The organism is Streptosporangium sp. NPDC000095 (assembly GCF_042899335.1).
Classification (GTDB): domain Bacteria; phylum Actinomycetota; class Actinomycetes; order Streptosporangiales; family Streptosporangiaceae; genus Streptosporangium.
In genome coordinates, this window is the sequence record NZ_JBIAZS010000012.1 from 284,305 (window position 1) to 306,342 (window position 22,038).

Here is a 22,038-nt window from a genome sequence, read left to right on the forward strand (position 1 = left end):
GGCTTCGCGGGGCCCCGGGGTCCTCATGTGTCGCGGTGCCCGAGCGGGTGGCGTGCTCCCGGTGCTCAGGTGTCGCGGTACTCGATGTCCGGCTCGATGTGGACGGCGCGCTCCTCGGCCGACAGGTCGCCGTCGTCGGGGCCCACATCCGAGGCGTACTCCTCGGACGTCTCGTCGGGGCTCAACCCTTCGTCCGGCGCCACCAGGCGGGTATCGTCGCGCGGGGCCCTCTCGCGGTCCGGTGCCTCGCGCCGGAGGCGCTCGTCGAGGGTGTCACGGTGCTCGTCGTCGTGTTCGACGATCTCGTGGTTGAGGCCGAGGTCGTCGGTCCACTCCTCGACCTCGACCGCCTGCTCGTCGCTCAGACCCTCGCGGTCTGGGGGCATTTCACTCATACCGCGGCCCTACCCGTTTTATCGCCTTGAATCCCAGGTCAGGTGTTCGTCCCCTACTCGGTGGGCCCGTGATCGGCCGGCTCAGCCGCCGACGTCCGAGAGGCCGCTCGGCAGGTAGACGGGACGCTGGCTCTCGCGGGCGAGGCGCCCCGCGGCGAGGCGTGGGGCGATGTCTCCCGGCAGGAGGGACATCGCGATGTCCCAGGGGAGGAACGCCGCCTCGTCGAGTTCCTCGGCCTGCAACCGGATGTGGACGGTGTCGTCCAGGACGCCGCCGTCGAACATGAAGTGGATCACCGGGCGGGGACGGTCCTTCGCCGGCGGTGTCCACTGGACCACGAGCAGGTCGCCCGCCTTGACGGACACCCCGAGTTCCTCGGCCACCTCGCGCGTCGCGCCGTCGTGGGGTGCCTCCCCCTCCTCGACGATCCCGCCGGGGAAGTTCCAGCCGGGCCGGTAGTTGGGCTTGACCAGCAGGACACGGTCCTCCGCGTCGGTGAGCAGCATGCAGGCAGAAACGAACACGGTGGGCAGGGACGCGTACCACTCGGCGGGGTCGAGATAGGACTCGCTCATTCGTGTCACGCTACCTTCGCCGGCGGCCGGTCGTGGCCGTAACCCGCCGACGCGCGGTTGCCGTCCGTTCGACGGATCGCCGCCGAGCGGACGGCAGCCGAACCGGCAAGGGTGTCCCGGCCGCCGGTGCCGCTTTCCGCTCAGCCGAGTTTCTTGACCAAGATCTCGAATTCCAGGTCGTCCCTGGTCGGCAGGCCGAAGCTCTCGTCGCCGTAGGGGAAGGGGGCCGTCTCACCGGTGCGGGAGTAGCCTCGGCGTACGTACCAGGCCAGGAGCTCCTCGCGGACCGAGATCACGGTCATGCGCATCTCGCGCACGTCCCAGGTCTCGCGGGCGAAGCGCTCGGCCTCGGCGAGGAGCGCCTTGCCGAAGCCGCCGTTCTGCAGGGTGGGGTGTACGGCGAACATCCCGAAATATGCGTATTCGCCGCGATGCTCCACCTGGCAGCAGGCGACGAGTTCGCCGTCCACCTCCATGAGGATCATGTGGTTTTCCGGCTTCTCCAACTCGGCGGTCACGCTCTCCACGTCCGTCCGCCGCCCGTCCAGCAGGTCCGCCTCGGTCGTCCACCCGGCCCGGCTCGACTCCCCCCGGTAGGCGGAGTGGACCAGGCGCACCAGGGCGGGCACGTCCGCGACGGTGGCTGCGCGGAAGACCGGCCGTGTGGTCCGGGAGGGGGTGTTCATCCGAGGAGTCCTTTCTGCGCAGGAGAACCCCGCCTTCCGGCGTGAAAGGGAAGGCGGGGGTGATCGTCTGGACAGGCGGTGACACGTGCGGTCATCGAGTCGCCCGATCCTGCGCATCATAGTCAAACGGGCTGCTCAGCTCACTTGGCCGCCTGGAAGGCGCGGCCCGCGGGGGTGGCGACGCCGTTGCTCAGGAACAGGCCGCTGTTCGGCTCCTTGTCCGAGGAGGGCAGGCCGAACCAGGCGTAGCGCTGCACGTACGGCAGGGAGGCCAGCATCGCGGTGGACGCGGTGACGAAGGCGGCCTGCTGGGCGTCGGTGGGGAAGCGGACACCGTTCGAGAAGTCGATCAGGGCGTACTCGGTGAGCCAGATCGGCTTGCGGTAGCGCTCGTACACGGCCTGGAGGTACGACTTGAGCTGGCCGACCGCCGCCTCGGTGCGGAAGTCCCCGCCGTACCAGTGCAGCGTGACGAAGTCGACGCGGTAGTTCCTCTGGGCCGCCCCGGACATGAAGCGGTCCAGCCAGCCGCCCGCCCGGTCACCGCCGTAGGCGACGGCGGGACTGCCGATCTTCTGGCCCGTCGCGGTGAGCCTCGGCCACAGCGACAGCGCCTTCTCCACGGTCATGTTGGACTGTTCGGCCATGTCCGGCTCGTTGAAACCGAGCAGATAGGGGCCGGCGTTCTTCGCCTGGGCGAGATTCTGGTCGGTGACGCTGTCGGCTCCCCAGATCATCGGGACGAACTCGGCCGACTTCGGGGTCGTGACGCCGTTGTGGTTCATGGACCACGTGTAGTACCAGCTCGCACCGGAGGCCGCGAGGGCCGCGCTGACACCGGGCGCCTGCCACACACCCACACCCTTCTTGGCGGAGGTTCCCACGGGAACCTCGGGGACCGGTGTGGCCGGGGTCCTGCTGGGGGCGGGACTCGGCGTCGGCGTGACGGTCGGGGGGCGACTCGGGCTCGAACTCGGCGTCGGCGCGGTCGGGGTGACGCCCGGTACGGGGGCGGCCGAGCCCTTGCCGAAGACCTGGAACTCCCAGAGCGAGACACCGTACCGGCCGGCCCGCTGGGTGGCGTGAAGCCGCACGTACCGGCCGGTGGCCGAGACGTTGATGATCTGCACGCCGCCCTTGCCCGCGGTCGTACTGTGGATCGTCTTCCACCGGCCGTCGCCGTTGGACGTCTGGATCCGGAACGCGGTGGCGTAGGCGTGTTCCCAGTTCAGCACGATCTTGCTGATCGCGGTGGGCCTGCCCAGGTCCACCCGCAGCCACTGGGGGTCGCTGAACGCGCTGGACCAGCGGGTATCGCTCCTGCCGTCGACCGCGGCCGCGGCGGACAGGTCGCCTCGCTCGACCGAGGAGGCGACGGCACTCCGGCCCTGCGACACGGGGGTCTCGGCCGCGCCGGCCGGGAGGGCGCCGTTCACCATCGAGGCGCCCAGGACGGCCACCAGCACGCTCGCGAGCGCGGCGCGGCGTACCTGGCGACCTGTTGCGCGAACCGCTGCGGTACCGCGCGGAACAGTCTCACTCATGTGGATGAGGTCCTTCGTACGGGGGAGTGGGGATCGGATGCTGTCGGTGTACTGGAGGCGTGACGGTCGGGCCGGGTCGCGGATCTCTTGGCCGGACGTGTTCGCTCCCGTACAGGAGACCGGCGGGCGGACCGGGGACAACGGAAACGTGGTGGTCGATCTGGGATACTCCGCGAGTGCGACGTTCGTCCCGCAGCACTCTCCGGTTGATCGCCGACATTGCCGTCTCGCTCGTCGTCGGGCTTTATCTCGTCGCCCTGGTGATGGACGAGGCGGTGGCGCGCCCGGGACCGCTGGTGGTCCTCGGGATGATCGCGGGCGCGGCGCAGGGCGTGGCGCTGTGGTGGCGGCGTTCCCATCCGGTGACGGTGATGGCGGTCGCGCTCGCCGGAGGGCTTGTCGTCCACTACCTCGCGCCGCAGGGGCTCTTCCCGTTCGCGGGCCTCTTCGCGATCGGTTCGCTGGCCGCGCTCCGCCCGCCCCGCGTGTCGCTGCCCGCGCTCGCGGCGCTGCTCGCTCTCACCGCGCTGAACTTCCGCACCGCTCCCAGCCAGGACGCGCAGTTCGCGATGGCGTTCCCCGTCCTCGCCTGGGCGCTCGGCGAGGTCGTACGCAACCGGCGTGTGGCGATCGACCAGGAGTCGCGCAGGGCGGTCAGCGAGGAGCAGGCGCGGATCGCCCGCGAGCTGCACGACGTGATCGCGCACAGTGTCTCGGTCATCGTGGTACAGGCGGCCGCCGCCGACGACGTCTTCGACGAACATCCCGACCAGGCACGCGCCGCGCTGCGCTCGATCGAGGCGGCGGGGCGTGAGGCGCTCGGGGAGCTGCGCGGGTTGCTGGCCGTGGTGCGGCCGGCCGGGGATGCCGCCCCGGGGTCTCCCCGGCCGGGACTCGACCGGCTCGGGGAACTCGTGGAGCCGTTCCGCGCCGCCGGTCTGCAGGTCGCGGTGCGCCGGGAGGACACCGGTGCCGCTGGCGCGCTGCCGCCGGGGGTCGATCTCGCCGCCTACCGGATCGTTCAGGAGGCGCTCACCAACACGTTGCGCCACGCGGGCGCCGGTCGCGCGGAGGTCACCGTCCGTGCCACCTCGGGGATGCTCGAAGTGGACATTCTCGACGACGGGCGCGGTGGCGGAGGCGGTGACGGTGTGGACAGCGGTGGTGGCGGGAGTGGCGGAGGCGGTAACGGTGTGGGCCGCGGTGGCGATGGGAGCAACGGCGGCTTGGGCGGCGAAGACGGGAGCGGTGACGGCATGGGCGACGGTGGCGGCGGTCACGGGATCGCGGGGATGCGCGAGCGCGCCGTGATGCTGGGCGGCACCCTCGACGCGGGTCCGCGACCCGGAGGCGGATTCCGCGTGCGCGCCCGCCTGCCGTTGGGAGCGCCGCGATGAGCGTCAAGGTGGTCCTCGCCGACGACCAGGCGTTGGTCCGCGGCGGTTTCCGGATGATCCTGGAGGCGAGGGCGGACCTTGAGGTGGTCGGCGAGGCCGGGGACGGTGAGGAGGCCGCGGCCCTGGTCGAGCGGCTGAGGCCCGACGTCGTCCTGATGGACGTGCGGATGCCCGGGGTCGACGGCCTGGAGGCGACCAGGAGGATCGTCGCCTCGGGGAGTCCGGCCCGGGTCATCGTGCTGACCACCTACGACGTCGACGAGTCCGTGTTCGCCGCCCTGCGCGCCGGGGCGAGTGCCTTCCTGCTCAAGGACGTGCGGCCCGCGGAACTGGTGGAGGCGGTCCGCGTGGTCGCGCGCGGCGACGCGCTGCTCGCGCCGTCGGTCACCCGCAGGCTGCTCGACCGGTTCGTCACCGTTCTGCCTGATCCCGGTGCCGCGCCGCCCGACCTCGGCTCGCTGACCGGGCGGGAGGTCGAGGTGCTGCGGCTGGTCGCGCTCGCGCTGTCCAACTCCGAGATCGCCGAGCGACTCGTGCTCACCGAGGCGACGGTCAAGACGCACGTCTCCTCGATGCTGCGCAAGCTCGGTCTGCGTGACCGGGTCCAGGCCGTCGTTCTCGCCTACGACGTGGGACTCGTGCGCCCGCGCTCCACCTGAGACCAGGCCCCGTTCTCCATGAGCCGTACTCCGGGCGGCCCCGGCGGAGGCCGCTTCAGACGCGCAGGTCGCCGAGGGCCGGGAGCAACTGGAGCTTCTCGTGGCTCTCGCTGCCCGGTACGGCGGTGAAGACCAGCAGCATCTGGGACTGGTCGGGATCGACGAGGGTCTGGCAGTGCAGCTCCAACAGGCCGAGCCGCGGGTGCAGGATGCGCTTCGGCCCGCAGAACGGGCCCAGGATGGGGTGCTCGTGCCAGAGCGCGGCGAACTCCGGGCTCGTCGCCAGCAGCGCGTCGACCAGCGCGGCCGCGCGCGAGCCCTTGCCGTCCCGCGTGTACGCGTCGCGCAGGCTGGCCGTGAAGAGGCGGTCGTGCGTCGGATGGTCGTCCTCGGGATAGATCAGCCGCGCGGCAGGGTCGGTGAACCAGCGGTAGTGCATGCTGCGTGCCATCCCGGTGTGGACGCTCTCGTCGCCCATCAGCGCCACCGCGAGCCGGGTCTGCCGGAGCGTCTCGCCGAGATGACTCATCACCTGTGCGGGGGTGTCCTCCAGCCGGTCGAAGATGCGCATCATCCCGGGGTTGATGTGGTCGTCGCGAAAGACCCGTCGCGGGGTGGCGTGGCCGGCGAGGCGGAACAGGTGGTCGCGCTCCTCAAGGGAGAGATGCAGCCCTCTGGCGATCGCGGCGAGCATCTGCTCGGACGGGTTGGGCCCGCGTCGTTGCTCGATCCGGCTGTAGTAGTCGGCGGACATGCCGCACAGCGCGGCGACCTCCTCGCGCCGCAGCCCGCCGGTGCGCCGCCGCTGCCCACGAGGCAGTCCGACGTCCTCGGGTTGGAGCGCCTCCCGCCGGGTGCGCAGGAACTCGGCCAGTTCGGCCCTGTCCATGAGGTGATCTCCCCTTTCCTGGAACGGCCGCCGTGGAGGTCTCAGGCGGCGGCGAATTCGACCCTGGCCAGCCGCTCGGAGACGTCCCAGAGCCGAGCGGCCGCGGCCTCGTCACGGGCCGGCTTGTAGATGGGCAACTCGGTCGGATCCCCGGTGAACTGGCCGAAGCCGTCAGGGCCGTAGAGGCGGCCGCCCCGCGCCCGCGGGTCGGTGGCCGCGTACAGACCGGGGAGCGCGCCCCTGTCGACGGTCTGCACGAACAGGCCCACGCGGGAGAGTCGCGTCATGATCGCCTTCAGCGGTGAGGGACGCGTCCTGCCCAGGTTGGGGCCGGACGCGTAGAGGTTCGTCAGGGTCGTGCCGGGGTGCGCGACGTTGCTGACGACGCCCCAGCCGCCGGCCCTGCTGCGCCGGTCGAGCTCAAGGCCGAACATCAGGTTGGCCAACTTCGACAGCCCGTACGAACGTATCGGGGAGTATTTCCGCTCGCTCTGCAGGTCGTCCCAGTCGATCCCGGCGGTGCGGGCGGCGCTGCTGGACATGGTGGTGACCCGGGCCTGGCCGGCGCGCAGCAGCGGCAGGATCCCGCCGACCAGTGCCACGTGGCCGATGTGGTTCGTGCCGAACTGCAACTCCAGGCCGTCGGCCGTGGTGTGCCGGGTGGCCGGGGCCATGACGCCCGCGTTGTTGATCAGGAGGTCGATCGGCCGGGCCTCGGCGTTCAGCTTCTCCGCGAGCGCCGCCACGGAGGCCAGCGAGGCCAGATCGAGCTCGCGGAGGGAGACCACGGCTCCGGGAGCCGCCGCCCGGACGCGTGCGACGGCCGCCTCGCCCTTCACGGGGTTGCGGACCGGCAGCACGAGTTCGGCGCCCGCTCGGGCCAGGCGTACGGCCAGGCCGAGGCCGACACCGTCGCTCGCACCGGTCACCACGGCGAGCTTCCCGGTCAGATCGGGCACGGACACGTCTTTCATAACAACTCCCTGCTCGGAGGGTATTTCCGGTCAAAGCAAGCGTCACAAAAGCTGCGGGGCGGGTCCATGTCGCGCTTACCCACGGATCACTTGTCCGTGGATGAGCGGATGAGCGGCCCGGTGCGTGCCGCCGTCTCCGTCCGAGGAGGGAGACGTGTGGCCGGACTCGATCCCGAGGAGGGGACGAAGGCCGATCCCGCGTTCGATGTGCGCGAGGGCCGTCCGGACCTAGCGTCGCCGCCATGACCGGAAATCCTCCCGACGACCGACGGCACGCGACCCATAAGGACCGAACGGCTCGGACCTCTGAGCCCTCCAGGACCGCTGAGGCGGCCCGGACCTTCGAGCCGGCCCCGACACCTCAGGCGGCTGAGGCGGACCAAGCAGCCAGGGGGACGCGGACGGCTCAGGCGGCCCCCGGCGGGCGTCCGGGGCCGTTGCGCCGGGTCGCGCCCGCACTCGGGCTCTTCCTCCTCTCCCCGCTGGTCGCGGAGTACCTGCTCGGCAACGTTCCCCCGTCCGAGCTCTGGGGCCTGGTCGTCCTCGCGCCGATGTACGGCGGTGGTGCGATCATCATCCGCGAGGTCGCGCGCCGCGCCGGGCGCGGCTGGCCGACGATCATCCTGCTCGGGTGCGCGTACGGAGTGCTGGAGGCGACCCTGATCGACCAGACCCTCTTCAACCCCGCCCCGCTGTTCGAGGGGGACGTCTCCCGCACCTCCACCCTCATTCCGGCGCTGGGGTTCAGCGCGGTCAACGCTCTGGGATTCACCGTGGGACACGCCGTCTGGAGCATCGGCGTGCCGATCGTCGTCGTCGAGGCCCTGGTGCCCCGCCGCGCCACGACTCCCTGGCTGGGCATACCCGGCCTCATCGTCACCTGCGTCGTGTTCGTCCTCGGTTCCCTCGTGCTCTTCGGCGGCATCCGCGACGACAGCGGATTCATGGCCTCGCCGCCGCAGAGGATCGGCGCCGCCGCCGTGGTCGTGCTCCTGGCCGTCGCCGCGTTCCTCGTCGGCTGGCGCTCCCGGCCGGCGAAGGATGCGCGGTCGCCGAAACCCTGGCTGGTGGGTACGGCGGGATTCGTCGCGTCCGCGGCGTTCGTCGCCCGTCCCGAGGACTGGTGGGGGACCGCCGCGGGCATCGCGCTGATCGCCGTGACGGCGGTCGTGGTCGGCCGGTGGTCGCGAGGTGACGGCTGGGACGCCAGGCACCGGCTCGCGCTGGCGGGGGGTGCGCTGCTGACTCAGGCGTTCCTCGGTTTCCTTCTGCTGTTCCTTCACGGCACCGCGACCACCGCTAACCTGATCGGCCAGACGGTCCTCGTCCTCGGCGCGCTCGCTCTCTTCCTCGTGGCCCGCCGTAGCGCGCGGAGAGCGGGCGCGGGAGGGTGAGGAACCCGCCTACGGGTCGGTTCCGGCCCCGTACGGATCCACGCCCCGCGCGTTCTCCGTCACACGAAGTTATCGTCGATAACGGAACGTGGGGAATCGGGGGACGACGTGGGGAGGCGGGGATGCGACACACGCGTGCGGCGGTGATGCGGGCAGCGTTGCGGCTGCTCGACGAGGTCGGGCTGGACGGCCTGACCACGCGGGGGCTCGCGCAGGAGCTCGACGTACGCTCACCGGCCCTGTACCGACACTTCGGCAGCAAGCGGGAACTCCTCGACCACATGGCCGCGACCATGATCGAGGACGCGTTCGCGCACCTGGCCCGCCCGGGGCCCGGCCAGGACTGGGCCGACTGGCTCGCCGAGCGGGGGCGGGCACTGCGCCGGGGCCTGCTCACCTATCGCGACGGCGCGCGGCTGCACGTCGGTGCCCGGCCGGTCGGGAACCAGGTCGTGACCTCCGAGTCCGTGGTCGAGGTGCTGGGCGAGGCGGGGTTTCCTCCCGAGGAGGCCCGGCGGGTGATTCTCGTCATCGGCCGCTACATCGTCGGGTGGGTGGTCGAGGAGCAGGCGAGCGCCGGTCGCCCGGCGGAGGGGGAGTCGCGCGAGGCGGCCGACGCCGACTTCGAGTACGGGCTGAACGCGATCCTGACGGGCCTGCGCGCGAGCCTGGACGGTGTTCGCGCGAGCCTGGACGGGGAGATCCGCTGAGGGGCGTCCCTGTCCGGGCCCGCGTGGCACCGAGCGCGGTCGGTGAGACCAGGTGAGGCGGGCGGCTCCTTGTCCAGGCTCGTGCGGTGCCGAGTGGTCACCTCGCGCGGCTGGGTCGTCGCCGTACGGGGACGCGGTCCGCCGTTCTTTCAGGCGGAGGTTTCTCCGTTCTCTCCGAGCCAGACGAGGTCGGAGTGGAGCCGGTACGCGGCGCTGTCTGCGCTCCGCCAGCTGCCGAACCCCCGAGCGGTCACACCGACGGTGGCCGCCTCTCCGCCCGGCAGCGCCAGCCCGTACGCCACCACCTCGGGGACGTCCTCGCCGAACTCCTGGACCAGGGCGAACACCCGAGGCAGACCACCGGCCAACGCCCTCACGTCCTCCCTGGTGGGACCGTGGTCGATTCCATTGGGAAGGGCGTAGCCGTCACTTCCGGTTGCGCTCTCCCACGAGCTCGCGCCATGGTAGACAGTCGGGTTGTCTGAACCGTTGAAGTGCTCCATCTCGGGTGCTTCCTTCCGGCTTTGTGGCCGGGGCGAGCAGGGCCTCCAAGCGAAGCCCGCCCCGGCCTTCTTCTTTTTGGTGGTCTTTCTGTGATCACGCGACCCTTTTCGTGGTCGGACACGCCTTTTCTTCATCTCTCTGTGATCGGGTCACTACTTTGGGTATGGTGACATGCGGTTACCGAAGTTCACAAGCTGTATCTGCCAGGTTGCTGAAAGCGCTGGCCTGTACAGCCCGGCCTGGAAGGTGAGCATGGCTGCTCCCAAGTGGGTAACGCTCCGAGCTCAGTGGCTCGGCCAGCAACTCCGTGAGCTACGTGAGGCCAACTCTCTGTTGCTCAAAGATGTGGCTGAGTACCTCCAGCGAGATCCGTCCACCGCCGGTCGCTTCGAATCGGGGGAGTATCCGATCCGGCGCCCTGACCTGCTCGCCCTCCTTGATCTGTACGGCGTGGCGGACAGCGGACGGCGTGAAAGCTTGATGAAGCTCAGCCAGGAGGTCTGGCAGAAGGGCTGGTGGGACGGGTACGCCACCGAGGTCGCCGGCGCGTTCGTCGACTATGTGTGGCTGGAGTCCCGGGCGCGTGAGATCCGGGCTTTCGATAACACTCTGCTGCCCGGCCTGCTCCACACCTCGGAGTATGCGAGGGCGGCGATCACGGCGGCTGAGTATGACGCGAAAGGCGAGCAGATCGACCGCTGGGTCGAGCTTCGCACGACTCGTCAAGGGATCCTCGCGGGAGACAACCCACCCCGTCTGCTGTCGATCATCGATGAGTCTGTGCTGCGCAGGCAGGTCGGTGGTGCCGTATGCCTGGCGAAGCAACTCGGAGAACTGGCCAGGCATGCCGCTCAGCCCAACATCGAGGTCCGCGTCCTGCCATTCAGCGCTGGGGCGCATGCCAGTCCGGCCGGTGCGTTCCGGATTTTCACGATGGAGAAGCCGTTTCCTGAGGTCGGCTACGCGGAGACTCCGAAAGGGGCTATTTATATTGAATCGCCAGATGCTCAGCGTTTCGTGCGGACGTACGATGAACTGCGGGAGCTGGCTTTGACTCCCGAGGAGTCGGCTGTATTGATCTCCGCGATAGCAGAGGAGCTATTGCGGTAAACGCGAGGGAAGGGTGTGAAATGCCCGATTCCATGAATTTGGCCCACGTTGCCTGGCGCATCAGTACGAAGAGCGACAACGGCGGCGGGAGCTGCGTTGAGGCTGGGCCGTTGGGGGACGGTAGCGGGCGAGTCGCGGTGCGGCACAGTCATCGGCCTGATGGTGAGGTGATCGTTTATACCCGTGCGGAGTGGGAGGCGTTCGTCGGCGGCGTCAAGGACGGGGAGTTCGACTTCTCCGCCCCGTGAGACATCGTGGAAACTCACCGACAGTGGAGGGAGCCGAGGTGAACGGGATGGAGGGGCACGAGGTGCTCGGTCCCGGTGATCTGGCCGGCGTCGCCTGGCGCATCAGTACGAGAAGCGAGAACGGCGGCGGGAATTGCGTTGAGGCTGGTCCGTTGGGGGACGGTAGTGGGCGGGTCGCGGTGCGGCATAGTCATCGGCCTGATGGTGAGGTGATCGTCTATAGCCGTGCGGAGTGGGAGGCGTTCGTCGGTGGTGTCAAGGACGGGGAGTTCGACTTCTCCGCCAGATGAGACACGCGACGGTGGCCTGAGCGGGCCGTGACGCGGGCGACGTCACGAGTCACCGCATGAACGCCTCCATGTCTCACGCCAGTGAACGTTCATCGATCAAGACACGCCCGAACGGCCGCGAGAGAGGACCGGACACCGGGACACGAGGACGGAAGAAGGCGTCCGCTGGATGGTCAGACCGCAGACGGGGTGGTGATGCGCCCACCGAGGAGCGGCCCTTCGAGGTGTGCGGGGATGAGCATGACGCCACTGATCCTCGATGCCGGTTTTCCGCTACGACTGCGAACCTACTGGCGCTCCGAGAGCCTGTATGGCCGGGGGTGAAACTCTGTCGGGAGTGATGATTTCACGGTGTTTCAACCGGCACAGGATTGCCTTGCTGATCGACGACGACCCTTCCCTCCAGGGGGCGATCTATTCGTATGGTTCCGCTCTTCAGCATGGCGAAGGCCGGCCGATCGCAGTCGGGCTGCGCGGTGCTTGGCTCACCGGTGAGGATCACCACGGCGGGCTGGAGTTGGCCGGCTTTGAAATGGTCGTCGCCCGTTGATCCATCGCAGGAATTCGGAGCGACGGTGACTTTAAAGGACAGTGAGGTTCTCGACGCGTCCAGGGAAACACTGTCGATCGCCGCCGAGCGCCTTGTCTGACCCAGGCGCCAAAACGCGTCAGGGGTTACCGCCGGCCAGCTTGCCGACCCGCCGTTGTCCGTGCGGAAGCTCCATGAGGGAAGCGACAGCGAGCCCCTGTCCGTCATCCATTCCAGCTGGCCCAGGCGTGCTTCGACGACGGTCACGGTCTCTCCGGGTAACCCCCGAAGCCGCTCAGAAAGGCGATCGAAGGCATCTGCGGCCGATATCCGGGTTAGGCTTACCTTGTCGCCGTCGAGCAGGACATCCTGGCTCTTCGGTGGATCGTCGGACAGTTTTTCCCGTAAAGTGAACCGCGTTCCGGGCTTGGCGTCACCAACGAGTTTTGGGAGATCGTCAACGATGATTATCGGCCGTGGCTCGCGTGTGTATGGAAAATCGCGCCATTGATCCGCCGCCGTGCTGGAGTCGCTGCCCGATCCAGCTTGTCCGGAACAGGCCGACACGAACGCGATTGCGGAGCACAGCAGGATCATTTTTTTGGCGGCGTGAACGTCACCCATGCCCGGAACGCTACTTCGTGGTCGGATGTCTCGCCAGTGTTGAATAAGTGACCGCGTATATCGAGGGGCGCGCACGGTGTCCCGGCGGCGATGGGCTCTTTTCGTCCGGTCGCGGCTCTCCGTACGGTGGGGCGGACGGGGAGTCGGTGATGGGATCCGGCGGGTGGCGGCGCGTGATTTGCTTTCCCCATGGATGAATCGCGGATCACTCGTTACCTGGACAGATTGGGCGTGAACCGCCCCGCGGAGCCGGATGTCCAGGGCCTGCGGACTCTGCAGCTCGCGCACCTCAGGGCGGTGCCGTTCGAGAACCTGAGCATTCATCTCGGTGAGCCGATCTCGCTCGACCTCGACGCCCTGTACGACAAGATCGTTGTCCGCCGTCGAGGTGGTTTCTGTTACGAGCTGAACGGACTGCTCGCCGAGTTGCTGACCGCGCTCGGCTACCGGGTGACGCTGCTTGCCGCCCGCGTCTTCGGTGGTGGTGTGCCGGGGCCGCTCTTCGACCATCTCGCGCTGCGCGTCGATCTCGACGAGCCATGGCTGGTCGACGTCGGGTTCGGCGACTTCTCCGACGAGCCGCTGCGGCTCGACGGGCGCGCGGAGCAGAAGAACGGCGGGGGCGCGTTCCTGGTCGGGCTCGCTCCCGGCGACCACGGCGACCTCGACGTCACGCACAACGGCGACCCGGCCTACCGGCTGACCGCCCGGCCCTACGAGCTGGCGGACTTCGTCCCGATGTGCTGGTGGCAGCAGACCTCTCCGAAGTCGCACTTCACCAAGTCGCCGGTCTGCTCGATGCGCACGGCCGAAGGCCGGATCACGCTCCGCGACCGCAAGCTGATCCACACCGTGGACGGCGAGCGCACGGAACGCCCCCTGGATGAGAGCGAACTCCTCCCCGCCTACCGCGACCACTTCGGGATCACCCTCGACCGGATCCCGTCCGCCAAGGTGTGACCTTCCGCTCCGGGCCCGCTTGGTGACCGGAGATGGGTGTGGTGTTCGAGGTGGGAACGGCTGTCCGGAGGACGCTGCGAGGGAGGGCCGAACACGGCTCGGGTCAGGCGGAGGTGAGGGAGCGGTCGCGGTTGACGAGGGCGGCGTAGGGGCCGTCGGCGGCGAGGAGTTCGTCGTGGGTACCGCGTTCGACGACGCGGCCGTGGTCGAGGACCACGATCTGGTCGGCGTCGCGGATCGTCGACAGGCGGTGGGCGATCGTGATGGTGGTCCGGCCCCGCGACAGGGTGTCCAGGGCTTCCTGGACGGCGCGTTCGGTCTGGGTGTCGAGGGAGCTGGTGGCCTCGTCGAGGATGAGCACGGGCGGGTCGCGCAGCAGGGTCCTGGCGATGGCGAGGCGCTGCTTCTCGCCGCCGGAGAAGCGGTAGCCGCGCTCGCCGACCACGGTGTCGTACCCGTCGGGCAGTGCGGCGATGTGGTCGTGGATCCGCGCGGCCCGCGCGGCCGCGACGATCTCCTCGTCGGTGGCGGAGGGGTTGGCGAACCTGAGGTTGTCGGCGATGGAGGAGTGGAACAGGTAGGTCTCCTGCGAGACCACGCCGACCGTCTCGGCCAGCGCCTCGAAGGTGAGGTCGCGCACGTCCACCCCGTCGATCGTGACCCGGCCGCCGGTCACGTCGTACAGGCGGGGCAGCAGATAGCTCAGCGTGGTCTTGCCGGAGCCGGTCTCGCCGACCACGGCCAGGGTGGTGCCGGCGGGGACGGTGAGGTCGATATCGGAGAGGGTCGGGGTGTCGCCGTAGGCGAAGTCGACGTGCTCGAAGCGGATCTCGCCGCGTACGGTCTCCGGTGTGCGGGTGCCGGGGTGGATGTCCACCGGCAGGTCCAGATACTCGAAGATCCGGGCGAACAGCGCGAGGGAGCTCTGCACGTCGACGCCGAGCCGCAGCAGCGACACGGCGGGCCGGAACAGGTTCATCTGCAGCGTGGTGAAGGCGACGACGGTGCCGATGGAGACGACCGAGGTGAGCCCGGTGGCCCAGTAGATCACTGCGGGCATCGCCGCCATGATGATCTGGATGGTGGACTGCCGCCAGCGCCCGGCCATGCTGGAGCGGACCTCCAGGTCGGCGAGCTCGTCGGAGGCGGCGGAGAACCGCCCGGCGAGTTCGGGGCCGCGGCCCATCGTCCGGCCCAGCAGGATGCCGCTGATGGAGAGCGACTCCTGGACCATCGACGACATGGCGGCCATCTTCCGCTGCCGCTCAGAGGTGATCTTCCTGCGCTCCCTGCCGACCCTGCGGCTGATCGCGACGAAGACGGGGAGCAGCAGCAGTGACACGATGGTGAGCCGCCAGTCCAGCACGAGCATCGCGATGATCGTCGCCACCACGGTGGTGAGGTTGGAGACCATCGAGGCCGCGGTGGAGGTGACCACCAGCTGCATGCCGCCGATGTCGCCGGCGATGCGCGACTGCACCTCGCCGGTCCTGGTGCGGGTGAAGAAGGCCATGGACATGCGCTGCAGGTGGCCGTAGACGCTGGTGCGCAGGTCGTGCATGACGCGCTGGCCGACCCCGGTGGAGATCAGCGTCTGGACGACGTCGAGCACGCTGGTGACGACGGCGACCGCGACCATGCCGAGCGCGAGCAGCGTGAGCAGGCCGGTCCTGCCGTGCGGGATCGCGTCGTCGAGCACCGCGCGGAGCATGAACGGGGAGGCGAGCGAGACGAGGGAGGACAGTCCGATGAGGATGCCCACGATGGCGAGGCGGCCCCGGTAGGGGCGGAACAGACCGATGACGCGTCGTAGGGGGGCGCGAGGTTCGTCGTTCACCTCGGGTGTTTCGTGCCGTATGGCACTTTTGGTTTGTTCCTCCACGGAACTCCTTTCTGATGTAGTCTCAAACAGAGGTTAACTCACATTCATTCCCTATGGCACTGGGATAGGTTCGGCGCTGTGGAGACGGAACTGGCCGACCTGGTGCACGGCGTCGGCCGTCGGCTGCGGCAGGGGTACGGTGAGCGGCTCGGGCCGCTCGGCCTGAGCCCCGGTCAGGCGCGGGCGCTTCGGGTTATCGTCGACTCCGAGCCGCCGCTGAAGATGGTGCAGCTCGCCGAGAGACTGCGGATCGTGCCCCGCTCGGTGACCCCGGTGGTCGACGCGCTGGAGGAGGCCGGGCTGGTCCGCCGCGAGGTCGATCCCGCAAACCGCCGCTCCACCCTGCTCACGGTCACCGGCGAGGGCAGGAAGCGGTACGAACAGGTGCGTGAGGCGCGCAGGCGGGTGGCCGAGGAGCTGTTCTCCGTGCTCACCCCCGAGCAGCAGGACCGGCTCGGGGAACTGCTCGGCACGGTCGACGCGCAGTCCGTCTGACCCGGCCGCCACCGGGGGCGCGGGTCGCGGGCCCCGGTTCTCCTGCGTTTCGGTGGGAGCGGGTGACAACCTTTCAGCTGGTTTTCAGCCGGTCCGGTGAAACCGGCTGACGGGTTCAGCCGGTCCGGTGGAAGCGGGCGACGGCGAGGGCGAGCATGAGCAGGCCCGCGCCGCCGACCAGCAGGAGTTCGAGCGCCACCGGGACGGTCCATCCCGACCAGGACACCCCGGGACCGTACACGGCCATCACCTCGGGCGGGACGGACAGGTGGGCGAAGACGACCTGGCGCGCGGGGTCGACCGCGTACGTCAGAGGGTTCAGCAGCGTCACGGTGCTCATCCACCCGGGCAGGTTGGTGAGCGGGAACAGAGCCCCCGACAGATACATGAGCGGCATGATCGCCATCTGGGCGATCCCCTGGAACGACTCCATGCTCGTCATCCGCGCGGCGACCAGCACGCCGAAGGCCGACATGGTGAAGGCGGTCAGGAACATCACCCCGACCAGCGAGACGATGAGGACCGGGTCGTAGGGTACGCCGACCAGTCCCGCCATGGCCACGATCACCAGGCTCTGCAGCGTCGCGACCAGCGCGCCGCCGAGTATCTTGCCGACCACGATCGCGGTACGGCTCACCGGGGCGACGAGCATCTCCCGCAGGAAGCCGAACTCGCGGTCCCAGACGATCGACGAGGCGGAGAACATCGCCGTCAGGATCACCGTCATCGAGATCACGCCGGGGAACATGAAGGTCTTCAGGTCCACGCCGTCGGGAACCCCCGGCATCAGGGACCCGAATCCCGTGCCGATGATGAAGATCCACATGAATGCCTGGAAGAGCATCGCCGTGACCCGCTTGCCGTCGGTGGCGAAGCGGATCAGCTCCCTGCGGAGCACCACCTTCACCGCGCGCAGGTTGTGGGCGGCGCCGCGCAGCGGGACGCGGGGCGTGGCCGTCTCAGCCGCGACCATGGGCCGGCACCTCCTCGTCGTGGGCCTTCCCGCCCACGGTGTGCTCGGCTTCGGCGTTCGCGTCGTCCCCGATCTCAGAGGAGGACTTCGCGCCCACGATGTGCTCGCCTTCGCCGTTCGTGCCGTCCCCGGTCTCCGCGTGGGCCTTCGCGCCGACCTGTTCGGGGCCGCCGGTTCTCCCGTTCTCCCCGGTGTCCTCCGCGTCGCGGATGGTCGAGCCGGTGTAGGAGAGGAAGACGTCGTCCAGGGAGGGGCGGGTCATCTGGACGGAGAGGATGGGGACGCCCAGCTCGGCGAACAGGCGCGGGACGAACTCCTCGCCGCTGGGGACGGAGAAGGTGAGTCCCCCGTCGCGTGCCACGGCCTCCACCGAGAGGCGTTCCCGCAGCATGACGGTGGCGGCCGGGTCGTCGCCGGTCTGGATGCGGATCCTGTCCCTGCCCACCGCGGCCTTGAGCGCTTCCGGGGTGTCCAGTGCCACGACGGAACCGTGATCGATGATCGCGATGCGGTCGCAGTGCTCGGCCTCCTCCAGGTAGTGCGTCGTCATGAAGATCGTGATCTTCTCCAGGTCGCGGAGTTCGGTGATGTATCCCCAGATGGCCGCGCGGGTCTGCGGGTCGAGCCCGACCGTCGGCTCGTCGAGGAAGAGCACCCGGGGGGAGTGCAGCAGGCCGCGGGCGATCTCCAGGCGCCGTCGCATGCCGCCGGAGTAGGTGTGCACCCGGTCGTCGCGGCGCTTCCACAGGCCGACGATGTCCAGGACCCGTCTGATCCGGTCGTCGATGGCGTTCTTCGGCAGGCCGTACAGCTCGGCGTGGAAGCTCAGGTTCTGCGCACCGGTGAGGTATCCGTCGACGGTCGGTTCCTGGAAGACCAGGCCGATGTCGCGCCTCACCTCGTCGCGCCGCCGCACGATGTCGTGCCCGCCGACGGTCGCGCTGCCCCCGCTGGGCCGGATCAGCGTGCACAACATGTTGATCGTCGTGCTCTTGCCGGCCCCGTTGGGACCCAGCAGGCCGAACACCTCGCCGGGGGCGACGTCGAAGTCGACGCCCCTGACGGCCTCGATCTTTCCGTACTCCTTGCGCAGTCCCCTCACGGACACCGCCGCGCCGTCGTCCACCTCACCGCCCCCCGCGAGGGGAGAAGAACGGCAGGAAGGGGGTAGTTCCCCCGGTGCTCCCGGTGGCCTGCGACATGGCGAGCAGGACGCCCGCGCCACCCGTCGCCAGGTCCATGGAGATCCGGAAGCCCCTGGTGCCGGTGAACGCGAGGTGCCCCTGGAAGGAGACGGCGTGCTCGCACAGGTCCCGCAGCCGCCGGTCCTCCGCCGCGTCGCCCGTCATGTCGTCCGTCCCGCCGTCGGGTGTGCCGTTCGCGAGCCGGGAGAGTACGGCCACCTGCCCGGCCATGCCGCGGAAGAGGTCGGCCTGCAGCGAGACGCGCGTCCGGCAGGCGCGCAGCAGGCCGGGAAGGCTCGCGCGCACCCGGTCGTCCTCGCGGTGGGCGAGGAGTTCGGCGGCGACGAGGGCGATGCCCGCGCTGCCGACGTCGAGGTAGGGCATCGTGCGCACCCCCGCCTCCTCGACCACGAGCCAGCCGTCCGCGGTCGTCACGCACCGGTCGAGGTCCAGCCCGACGGCTCGGACGGCGTGGTCGAGGAGGGCGGGGTCGCCGGTCCGCTCGAACAGCCGGACGAGGAAGAGGGCCACTCCGCACCAGCCCCGCATGAGGCCGGCCTCCAGGGGCCGGGTGGGGGCCGGGAGCCCCGGGCCGCGTGCCGTGCCGGGGTCTCCGCGTTCCACCGCGTCGGCCAGCCGGTCGGCGACGGCGAGTGCCGCGGTGAGATGCTCCGGCCTGCCCTGGGTGCCCGCGAGGTGCGCCAGCGCCGCCCCGATGCCGGCGTACCCGGAGAACATCGAGATGTTCGCGCGATCGGGCACCGGGTGCCGGTCGAGCAGCTCGGCCGCCTCCTGCGGGTATCCCAGGTGGTCGAGGGTGTAGGCGATGCCGGCGGTCCCGTCGTAGAAGCCGGGGCGGCGCGGTCTGTCGCGCCGCACGGCGTCGAGCAGCCACCTCTCGTGCTCCGGATGCCTGCCGTGGCCGGTCACCTCCAGGGCCCACAGCACCCCGGCGGCGCCGTAGGCGAACCCGAGCCCGCCGGACACGAACTGGTGCACGTCGCCGGGGAACAGGCGGTCCTCGCGTTCGGGGGTCGCGGAACTCAGGATTCCCCTGGCCAGGGACTCGCGCACCGCCCGCCAGTCCACGGCGGGGGCGTCAGGACCGGCGGGCCCCACCTCCACCTCGACCGGTTCGGTGGCGGGGGAGTCCGGGAGCCCTCGCGAAGGAGCGAGGTGGGAGAGGATCGTCTCGGCCCAGCCGGCGGGAACCGGGAAGTTGTCGCACATCGTGCGGACGAGCCGGTGGACCCGGTCGGGCCGCAGCGCGGTGATCTTGCTGAACGGCAGGAACACGGTGAGGCGCAACGCGGCGAGGGCGTATAGGTCGCGGGCCACACCGTTCGTGTTCCGGCTGGCGAAACCGGTCGCGGCCAGTCCCGGCCGCCAGTCGGTGTCCGCAGCATCGAACGCCAGTTCGAAATCGACTAGGGCCACCGTCTCGTCGGGCCGGACGATGACGTTGCCCAGGTGCAGGTCGCCGAAGACCACCCCGCGGGCGTGTATCTCGGCGATCAGCGCCTCGACGCGGTCGGTGATGCGCACGGCCCTGCGGGTGTAGGACTCGATGTCCTCGGCCGACGGCTCGGCCATGACCACCCAGGGATGGGCGGTGCCGCACCACACGTTCAGCGGCTGCCCCTCGACGTACTCCTCGACCAGGAAGCGGTGCCCCGCCACGTCGAGCTCGTCGTACAGGGCGGGGACCCCGGGGATGCCGCGCAGCGCGGTGAGGGCCCAGCTCTCGCGTTCCATCCTCGTCGTCGCGTCGTGATGGTTGGCGTCCACCGCCGCGTGCGGGCGGGCCTCCTTGAGCACGACCTGGCTGTCGTCGGTGCGGCGGGTGGCGAGGTAGACGCCCCCGGCGTTGGAGAAGTGCAGGGCCCGGCGCACCAGGTAGGGGAGCTCGGCGCCCGCACCGTCGCGACGGGAGTCCAGGTGTGGCTGGAGGAAGCCGGGCAGTTCCACCCATTTGGGCGGGTCGAAGAACGGCCTGCGCCGGTCGGGCAGCAGGGTGCCGTCGGGGTGACGGACCGCGAAGACGGTCTCGCCGTGCTCGTCCACGCACGTCATCTCGGTGAAACCGCCGTAGCGGACGTACAGCGGACCGTCGCCCCAGCGCAGGTCGCTGAGGATGTACGGACCCTGCTCGCCCTTCAGTTCCGCCGACAGGTCCGTCAGCACGGCCCGCAACTCCTCCTCGTCGCGCGGGTAGACGGTGACCAGCTTTCCGCTGGAGCCGCGCGGCGAGTACTTGGCGTTGAAGACGAGCAGCATGTTGCGGTCGCGCAGGTGCTTGAAGGGGATGCCGCGCTCGACGCAGTAGTCCCAGGCGGCGGAGCAGAGCCGGTCGGCGTTCTCCAGCGTCGCGGACAGGTGGACCTTCCAGCCCTGCTCGGCGGTGGTCTGGCCCTGTGGGCGCAGGGACACCCAGACCCCGCGCTCCTTGCGCACCCACCCCTCGGGAACGGCCGTGCCCGACACGGTGAACGCGTGGTCCCGGATGAAGCCCACCCCGCCCGACCAGCGGGTGGGCTCCTCGAAGAAGAGGGGGTCGGCCAGGGTGTAGATCTGCATCATGTCCTGCACGCGTGGTGCTCCTCGCCCGTGCTCGTCGCTCCCGCGCCGTCCCCGCCGCCACTGTCGCGCTCGCGGTCCCCGTTGCTCCTGCCGTCCGCTTTGCTCTCGCGGTCCCCGTTGCTTCCGCCGTCCGTGTCGCTCTCGCCGTCGGCGGAGAGGGACCCGCGCAGTCGTTCCAGAAGGCCGATCATTGTCGACAGCGGGGGCGCGCCCGCCGCGTCCTGGCGTCCGGTGCTGAGGCTCCTCGTCGCCCGTACCGGCGCCACCACGACGTTGCGCCGTTCGGAGAGGGTCCGCAGATGCCCCCGCAGCGTCGGGTTGTCCATCGCCCCGGGGGGCAGCGAGGGCGCCACCGCGATGGGGGCGGAGGTGCACTGCAGGGACAGCAGCGCGGGGGTGTCGGCGAGCCCGAGCGCGAGCCTGGAGATGAAGTTCACGCACGCCGGATAGACGATCACGCTGTCGCTCCACTCGGTGAGCCGCACGTGCAGGGCGTCCGACCGCGCCTCCTCGGGCCACCGGTCCCGCACGACCTCCCGGCGGACGAGCACGCTCAACGCCTCCCCGCTCACGAAGCGCTCCGCGCTCGGGGTGAGGACGACCTGCACCTCAAGGTCCCGGTACGCCGTGATCAGCCAGTTGAGCCAGAACGGCAGGTACATCGCGGCGATGGCGCCGGTACCGATCACGAGCAGGCGCTCGCCGCCGAACTCGGGGGGCCGGCGGTCGGCCGGTGTGTCGGTCACCGCGCGTACTCCTTCGGGCTCGGGGCGGGCTTCGGCCTGGTGACGAGCCACCTGAGGTGGTGGATGAGCGCCCTGATGCCCCTCGGGCGCTCGGCCTCCGGCCCCCGGACCAGCCGGGTGAGAACATCCGCGCCCTGCTTTTCCCACATATGCCGATAAATGGCGTAGAAATGCACGTCCCAGAGGCATCCCCGGAAGAACATGTGCTTGGGGAGGGTCGCCTCCTTGGGAATGAGGTCACCGACCCAGCCGATCCGGTCGATACTGGCGTCCGTGGTGACGAAATATACTTTTCTTATGTCTTCCCAGGTGGCGAACGCGTAATTCACCAGAAGCATCATCGCCTCGCCGCCGAGGCCGTATCTGGCCTTGTCGGTGTCGGTGAATATACCGACCTGGATGTGTCCGGCCGGGTCCATCTCGTGCAGGGTCCCGAATCCGACGGTCTCCCCGCTGTGCCGCAGCCTGATCGCGAAAATCGCGGAGATGTCCTGCTTTTTCAGCTGGTCAACGAATACCTTGAGCGGCGGCATGCTGTGCAGTCCCAGGCCGAGAAGGAGCTCGTAGAGGGCGACCCCGTCCGACGGGTCGGCGATGGTGAGCGCCGTCCGCTGAGTCTCGACATGGGGAATGAGCACGACTGTGTCACCTTGAATTCTTTCGGCGGCGATGGTTTCCGGACCCGATGG

23 protein-coding genes are annotated in these 22,038 nt (G+C 69.6%); 9 read left to right on the forward strand and 14 right to left on the reverse strand.

What is annotated here, in order from left to right; all coding sequences use genetic code 11:
* Positions 1–65: 65 nt before the first annotated feature.
* The 4 genes from ACFY3V_RS26275 to ACFY3V_RS26290 all read right to left on the reverse strand — a co-directional run bounded on the left by ACFY3V_RS26275 (position 66) and on the right by ACFY3V_RS26290 (position 3,201).
* Positions 66–395, reverse strand: a complete 330-nt coding sequence (locus tag ACFY3V_RS26275) for a DUF5709 domain-containing protein (protein WP_350946069.1) — start codon at positions 393–395, stop codon at positions 66–68.
* Positions 396–476: 81 nt separating this feature from the next.
* The gene (locus tag ACFY3V_RS26280) at positions 477–971 is read right to left on the reverse strand and encodes an NUDIX hydrolase (RefSeq protein WP_362906869.1); all 495 of its coding nucleotides are present in this window, start codon (positions 969–971) and stop codon (positions 477–479) included.
* Between the two features lie 140 nt (positions 972–1,111).
* On the reverse strand, positions 1,112–1,657 hold the full coding sequence (locus ACFY3V_RS26285) for a GNAT family N-acetyltransferase (protein ID WP_389777087.1): 546 nt from the start codon (positions 1,655–1,657) through the stop codon (positions 1,112–1,114).
* A gap of 140 nt (positions 1,658–1,797) precedes the next feature.
* Complete coding sequence (locus ACFY3V_RS26290) at positions 1,798–3,201, reverse strand: glycosyl hydrolase (protein ID WP_389777090.1); 1,404 nt, start codon at positions 3,199–3,201, stop codon at positions 1,798–1,800.
* Between the two features lie 176 nt (positions 3,202–3,377).
* Here ACFY3V_RS26290 and ACFY3V_RS26295 point away from each other — a divergent pair, with 176 nt between their 5' ends.
* The gene (locus ACFY3V_RS26295) at positions 3,378–4,598 is read left to right on the forward strand and encodes a histidine kinase (protein WP_362906863.1); all 1,221 of its coding nucleotides are present in this window, start codon (positions 3,378–3,380) and stop codon (positions 4,596–4,598) included.
* On the forward strand, positions 4,595–5,257 hold the full coding sequence (locus ACFY3V_RS26300; protein WP_362906861.1) for a response regulator transcription factor: 663 nt from the start codon (positions 4,595–4,597) through the stop codon (positions 5,255–5,257). The genes ACFY3V_RS26295 and ACFY3V_RS26300 overlap by 4 nt, the downstream gene beginning before the upstream one ends.
* A gap of 55 nt (positions 5,258–5,312) precedes the next feature.
* Here the strand turns inward: ACFY3V_RS26300 and ACFY3V_RS26305 are convergent, their stop codons facing one another.
* Complete coding sequence (locus ACFY3V_RS26305; RefSeq protein ID WP_362906859.1) at positions 5,313–6,146, reverse strand: helix-turn-helix transcriptional regulator; 834 nt, start codon at positions 6,144–6,146, stop codon at positions 5,313–5,315.
* 41 nt (positions 6,147–6,187) lie between these two features.
* Positions 6,188–7,120, reverse strand: a complete 933-nt coding sequence (locus ACFY3V_RS26310; protein ID WP_362906857.1) for an SDR family oxidoreductase — start codon at positions 7,118–7,120, stop codon at positions 6,188–6,190.
* 437 nt (positions 7,121–7,557) lie between these two features.
* Here ACFY3V_RS26310 and ACFY3V_RS26315 point away from each other — a divergent pair, with 437 nt between their 5' ends.
* Entirely contained in the window at positions 7,558–8,514 is a 957-nt protein-coding gene (locus ACFY3V_RS26315; protein ID WP_362906855.1) for a hypothetical protein, read from the forward strand.
* A 122-nt stretch (positions 8,515–8,636) separates the two neighbouring features.
* Complete coding sequence (locus ACFY3V_RS26320; protein ID WP_389777097.1) at positions 8,637–9,224, forward strand: TetR/AcrR family transcriptional regulator C-terminal domain-containing protein; 588 nt, start codon at positions 8,637–8,639, stop codon at positions 9,222–9,224.
* Positions 9,225–9,373: 149 nt separating this feature from the next.
* On the opposite strand, the gene ACFY3V_RS26325 is transcribed toward ACFY3V_RS26320, so the two are convergent.
* Positions 9,374–9,727, reverse strand: coding sequence for a hypothetical protein (locus ACFY3V_RS26325; RefSeq protein ID WP_362906851.1), 354 nt, complete (start codon positions 9,725–9,727; stop codon positions 9,374–9,376).
* A 253-nt stretch (positions 9,728–9,980) separates the two neighbouring features.
* Here ACFY3V_RS26325 and ACFY3V_RS26330 point away from each other — a divergent pair, with 253 nt between their 5' ends.
* The 3 genes from ACFY3V_RS26330 to ACFY3V_RS26340 are packed head-to-tail and all read left to right on the forward strand — an operon-like array spanning position 9,981 to position 11,376.
* Positions 9,981–10,838, forward strand: a complete 858-nt coding sequence (locus ACFY3V_RS26330) for a helix-turn-helix transcriptional regulator (RefSeq protein WP_362906849.1) — start codon at positions 9,981–9,983, stop codon at positions 10,836–10,838.
* A 20-nt stretch (positions 10,839–10,858) separates the two neighbouring features.
* Positions 10,859–11,086: a DUF397 domain-containing protein gene (locus ACFY3V_RS26335; protein ID WP_362906847.1), complete on the forward strand. Its 228-nt coding sequence runs from the start codon at positions 10,859–10,861 to the stop codon at positions 11,084–11,086.
* Positions 11,087–11,133: 47 nt separating this feature from the next.
* A complete protein-coding gene (locus ACFY3V_RS26340; protein ID WP_389777140.1) occupies positions 11,134–11,376 on the forward strand; it encodes a DUF397 domain-containing protein in 243 nt (80 codons plus the stop codon).
* A gap of 346 nt (positions 11,377–11,722) precedes the next feature.
* Here the strand turns inward: ACFY3V_RS26340 and ACFY3V_RS26345 are convergent, their stop codons facing one another.
* Positions 11,723–12,529 (reverse strand): hypothetical protein, encoded by an 807-nt coding sequence (locus tag ACFY3V_RS26345; protein WP_389777101.1) that lies wholly within the window; start codon positions 12,527–12,529, stop codon positions 11,723–11,725.
* Positions 12,530–12,718: 189 nt separating this feature from the next.
* On the opposite strand from ACFY3V_RS26345, the gene ACFY3V_RS26350 reads away from it, so the two are divergent.
* The gene (locus tag ACFY3V_RS26350) at positions 12,719–13,489 is read left to right on the forward strand and encodes an arylamine N-acetyltransferase (protein ID WP_389777104.1); all 771 of its coding nucleotides are present in this window, start codon (positions 12,719–12,721) and stop codon (positions 13,487–13,489) included.
* Between the two features lie 103 nt (positions 13,490–13,592).
* Here the strand turns inward: ACFY3V_RS26350 and ACFY3V_RS26355 are convergent, their stop codons facing one another.
* Positions 13,593–15,326, reverse strand: coding sequence for an ABC transporter ATP-binding protein (locus ACFY3V_RS26355; RefSeq protein ID WP_362906833.1), 1,734 nt, complete (start codon positions 15,324–15,326; stop codon positions 13,593–13,595).
* 123 nt (positions 15,327–15,449) lie between these two features.
* On the opposite strand from ACFY3V_RS26355, the gene ACFY3V_RS26360 reads away from it, so the two are divergent.
* Positions 15,450–15,866, forward strand: coding sequence for a MarR family transcriptional regulator (locus tag ACFY3V_RS26360; RefSeq protein WP_362906831.1), 417 nt, complete (start codon positions 15,450–15,452; stop codon positions 15,864–15,866).
* A 115-nt stretch (positions 15,867–15,981) separates the two neighbouring features.
* On the opposite strand, the gene ACFY3V_RS26365 is transcribed toward ACFY3V_RS26360, so the two are convergent.
* The 5 genes from ACFY3V_RS26365 to ACFY3V_RS26385 are packed head-to-tail and all read right to left on the reverse strand — an operon-like array spanning position 15,982 to position 21,987.
* Positions 15,982–16,839 (reverse strand): ABC transporter permease, encoded by an 858-nt coding sequence (locus ACFY3V_RS26365; RefSeq protein WP_389777108.1) that lies wholly within the window; start codon positions 16,837–16,839, stop codon positions 15,982–15,984.
* Positions 16,826–17,965, reverse strand: coding sequence for an ATP-binding cassette domain-containing protein (locus ACFY3V_RS26370; RefSeq protein ID WP_389777111.1), 1,140 nt, complete (start codon positions 17,963–17,965; stop codon positions 16,826–16,828). Before ACFY3V_RS26370 ends, ACFY3V_RS26365 begins: the two co-directional genes overlap by 14 nt.
* A gap of 1 nt (position 17,966) precedes the next feature.
* Positions 17,967–20,603 (reverse strand): class III lanthionine synthetase LanKC, encoded by a 2,637-nt coding sequence (gene lanKC / locus ACFY3V_RS26375; RefSeq protein WP_389777143.1) that lies wholly within the window; start codon positions 20,601–20,603, stop codon positions 17,967–17,969.
* Entirely contained in the window at positions 20,600–21,349 is a 750-nt protein-coding gene (locus tag ACFY3V_RS26380; RefSeq protein ID WP_389777114.1) for a flavoprotein, read from the reverse strand. The genes lanKC and ACFY3V_RS26380 overlap by 4 nt, the downstream gene beginning before the upstream one ends.
* Positions 21,346–21,987 (reverse strand): GNAT family protein, encoded by a 642-nt coding sequence (locus ACFY3V_RS26385; protein ID WP_362906822.1) that lies wholly within the window; start codon positions 21,985–21,987, stop codon positions 21,346–21,348. The genes ACFY3V_RS26380 and ACFY3V_RS26385 overlap by 4 nt, the downstream gene beginning before the upstream one ends.
* Between the last annotated feature and the right edge of the window lie 51 nt (positions 21,988–22,038).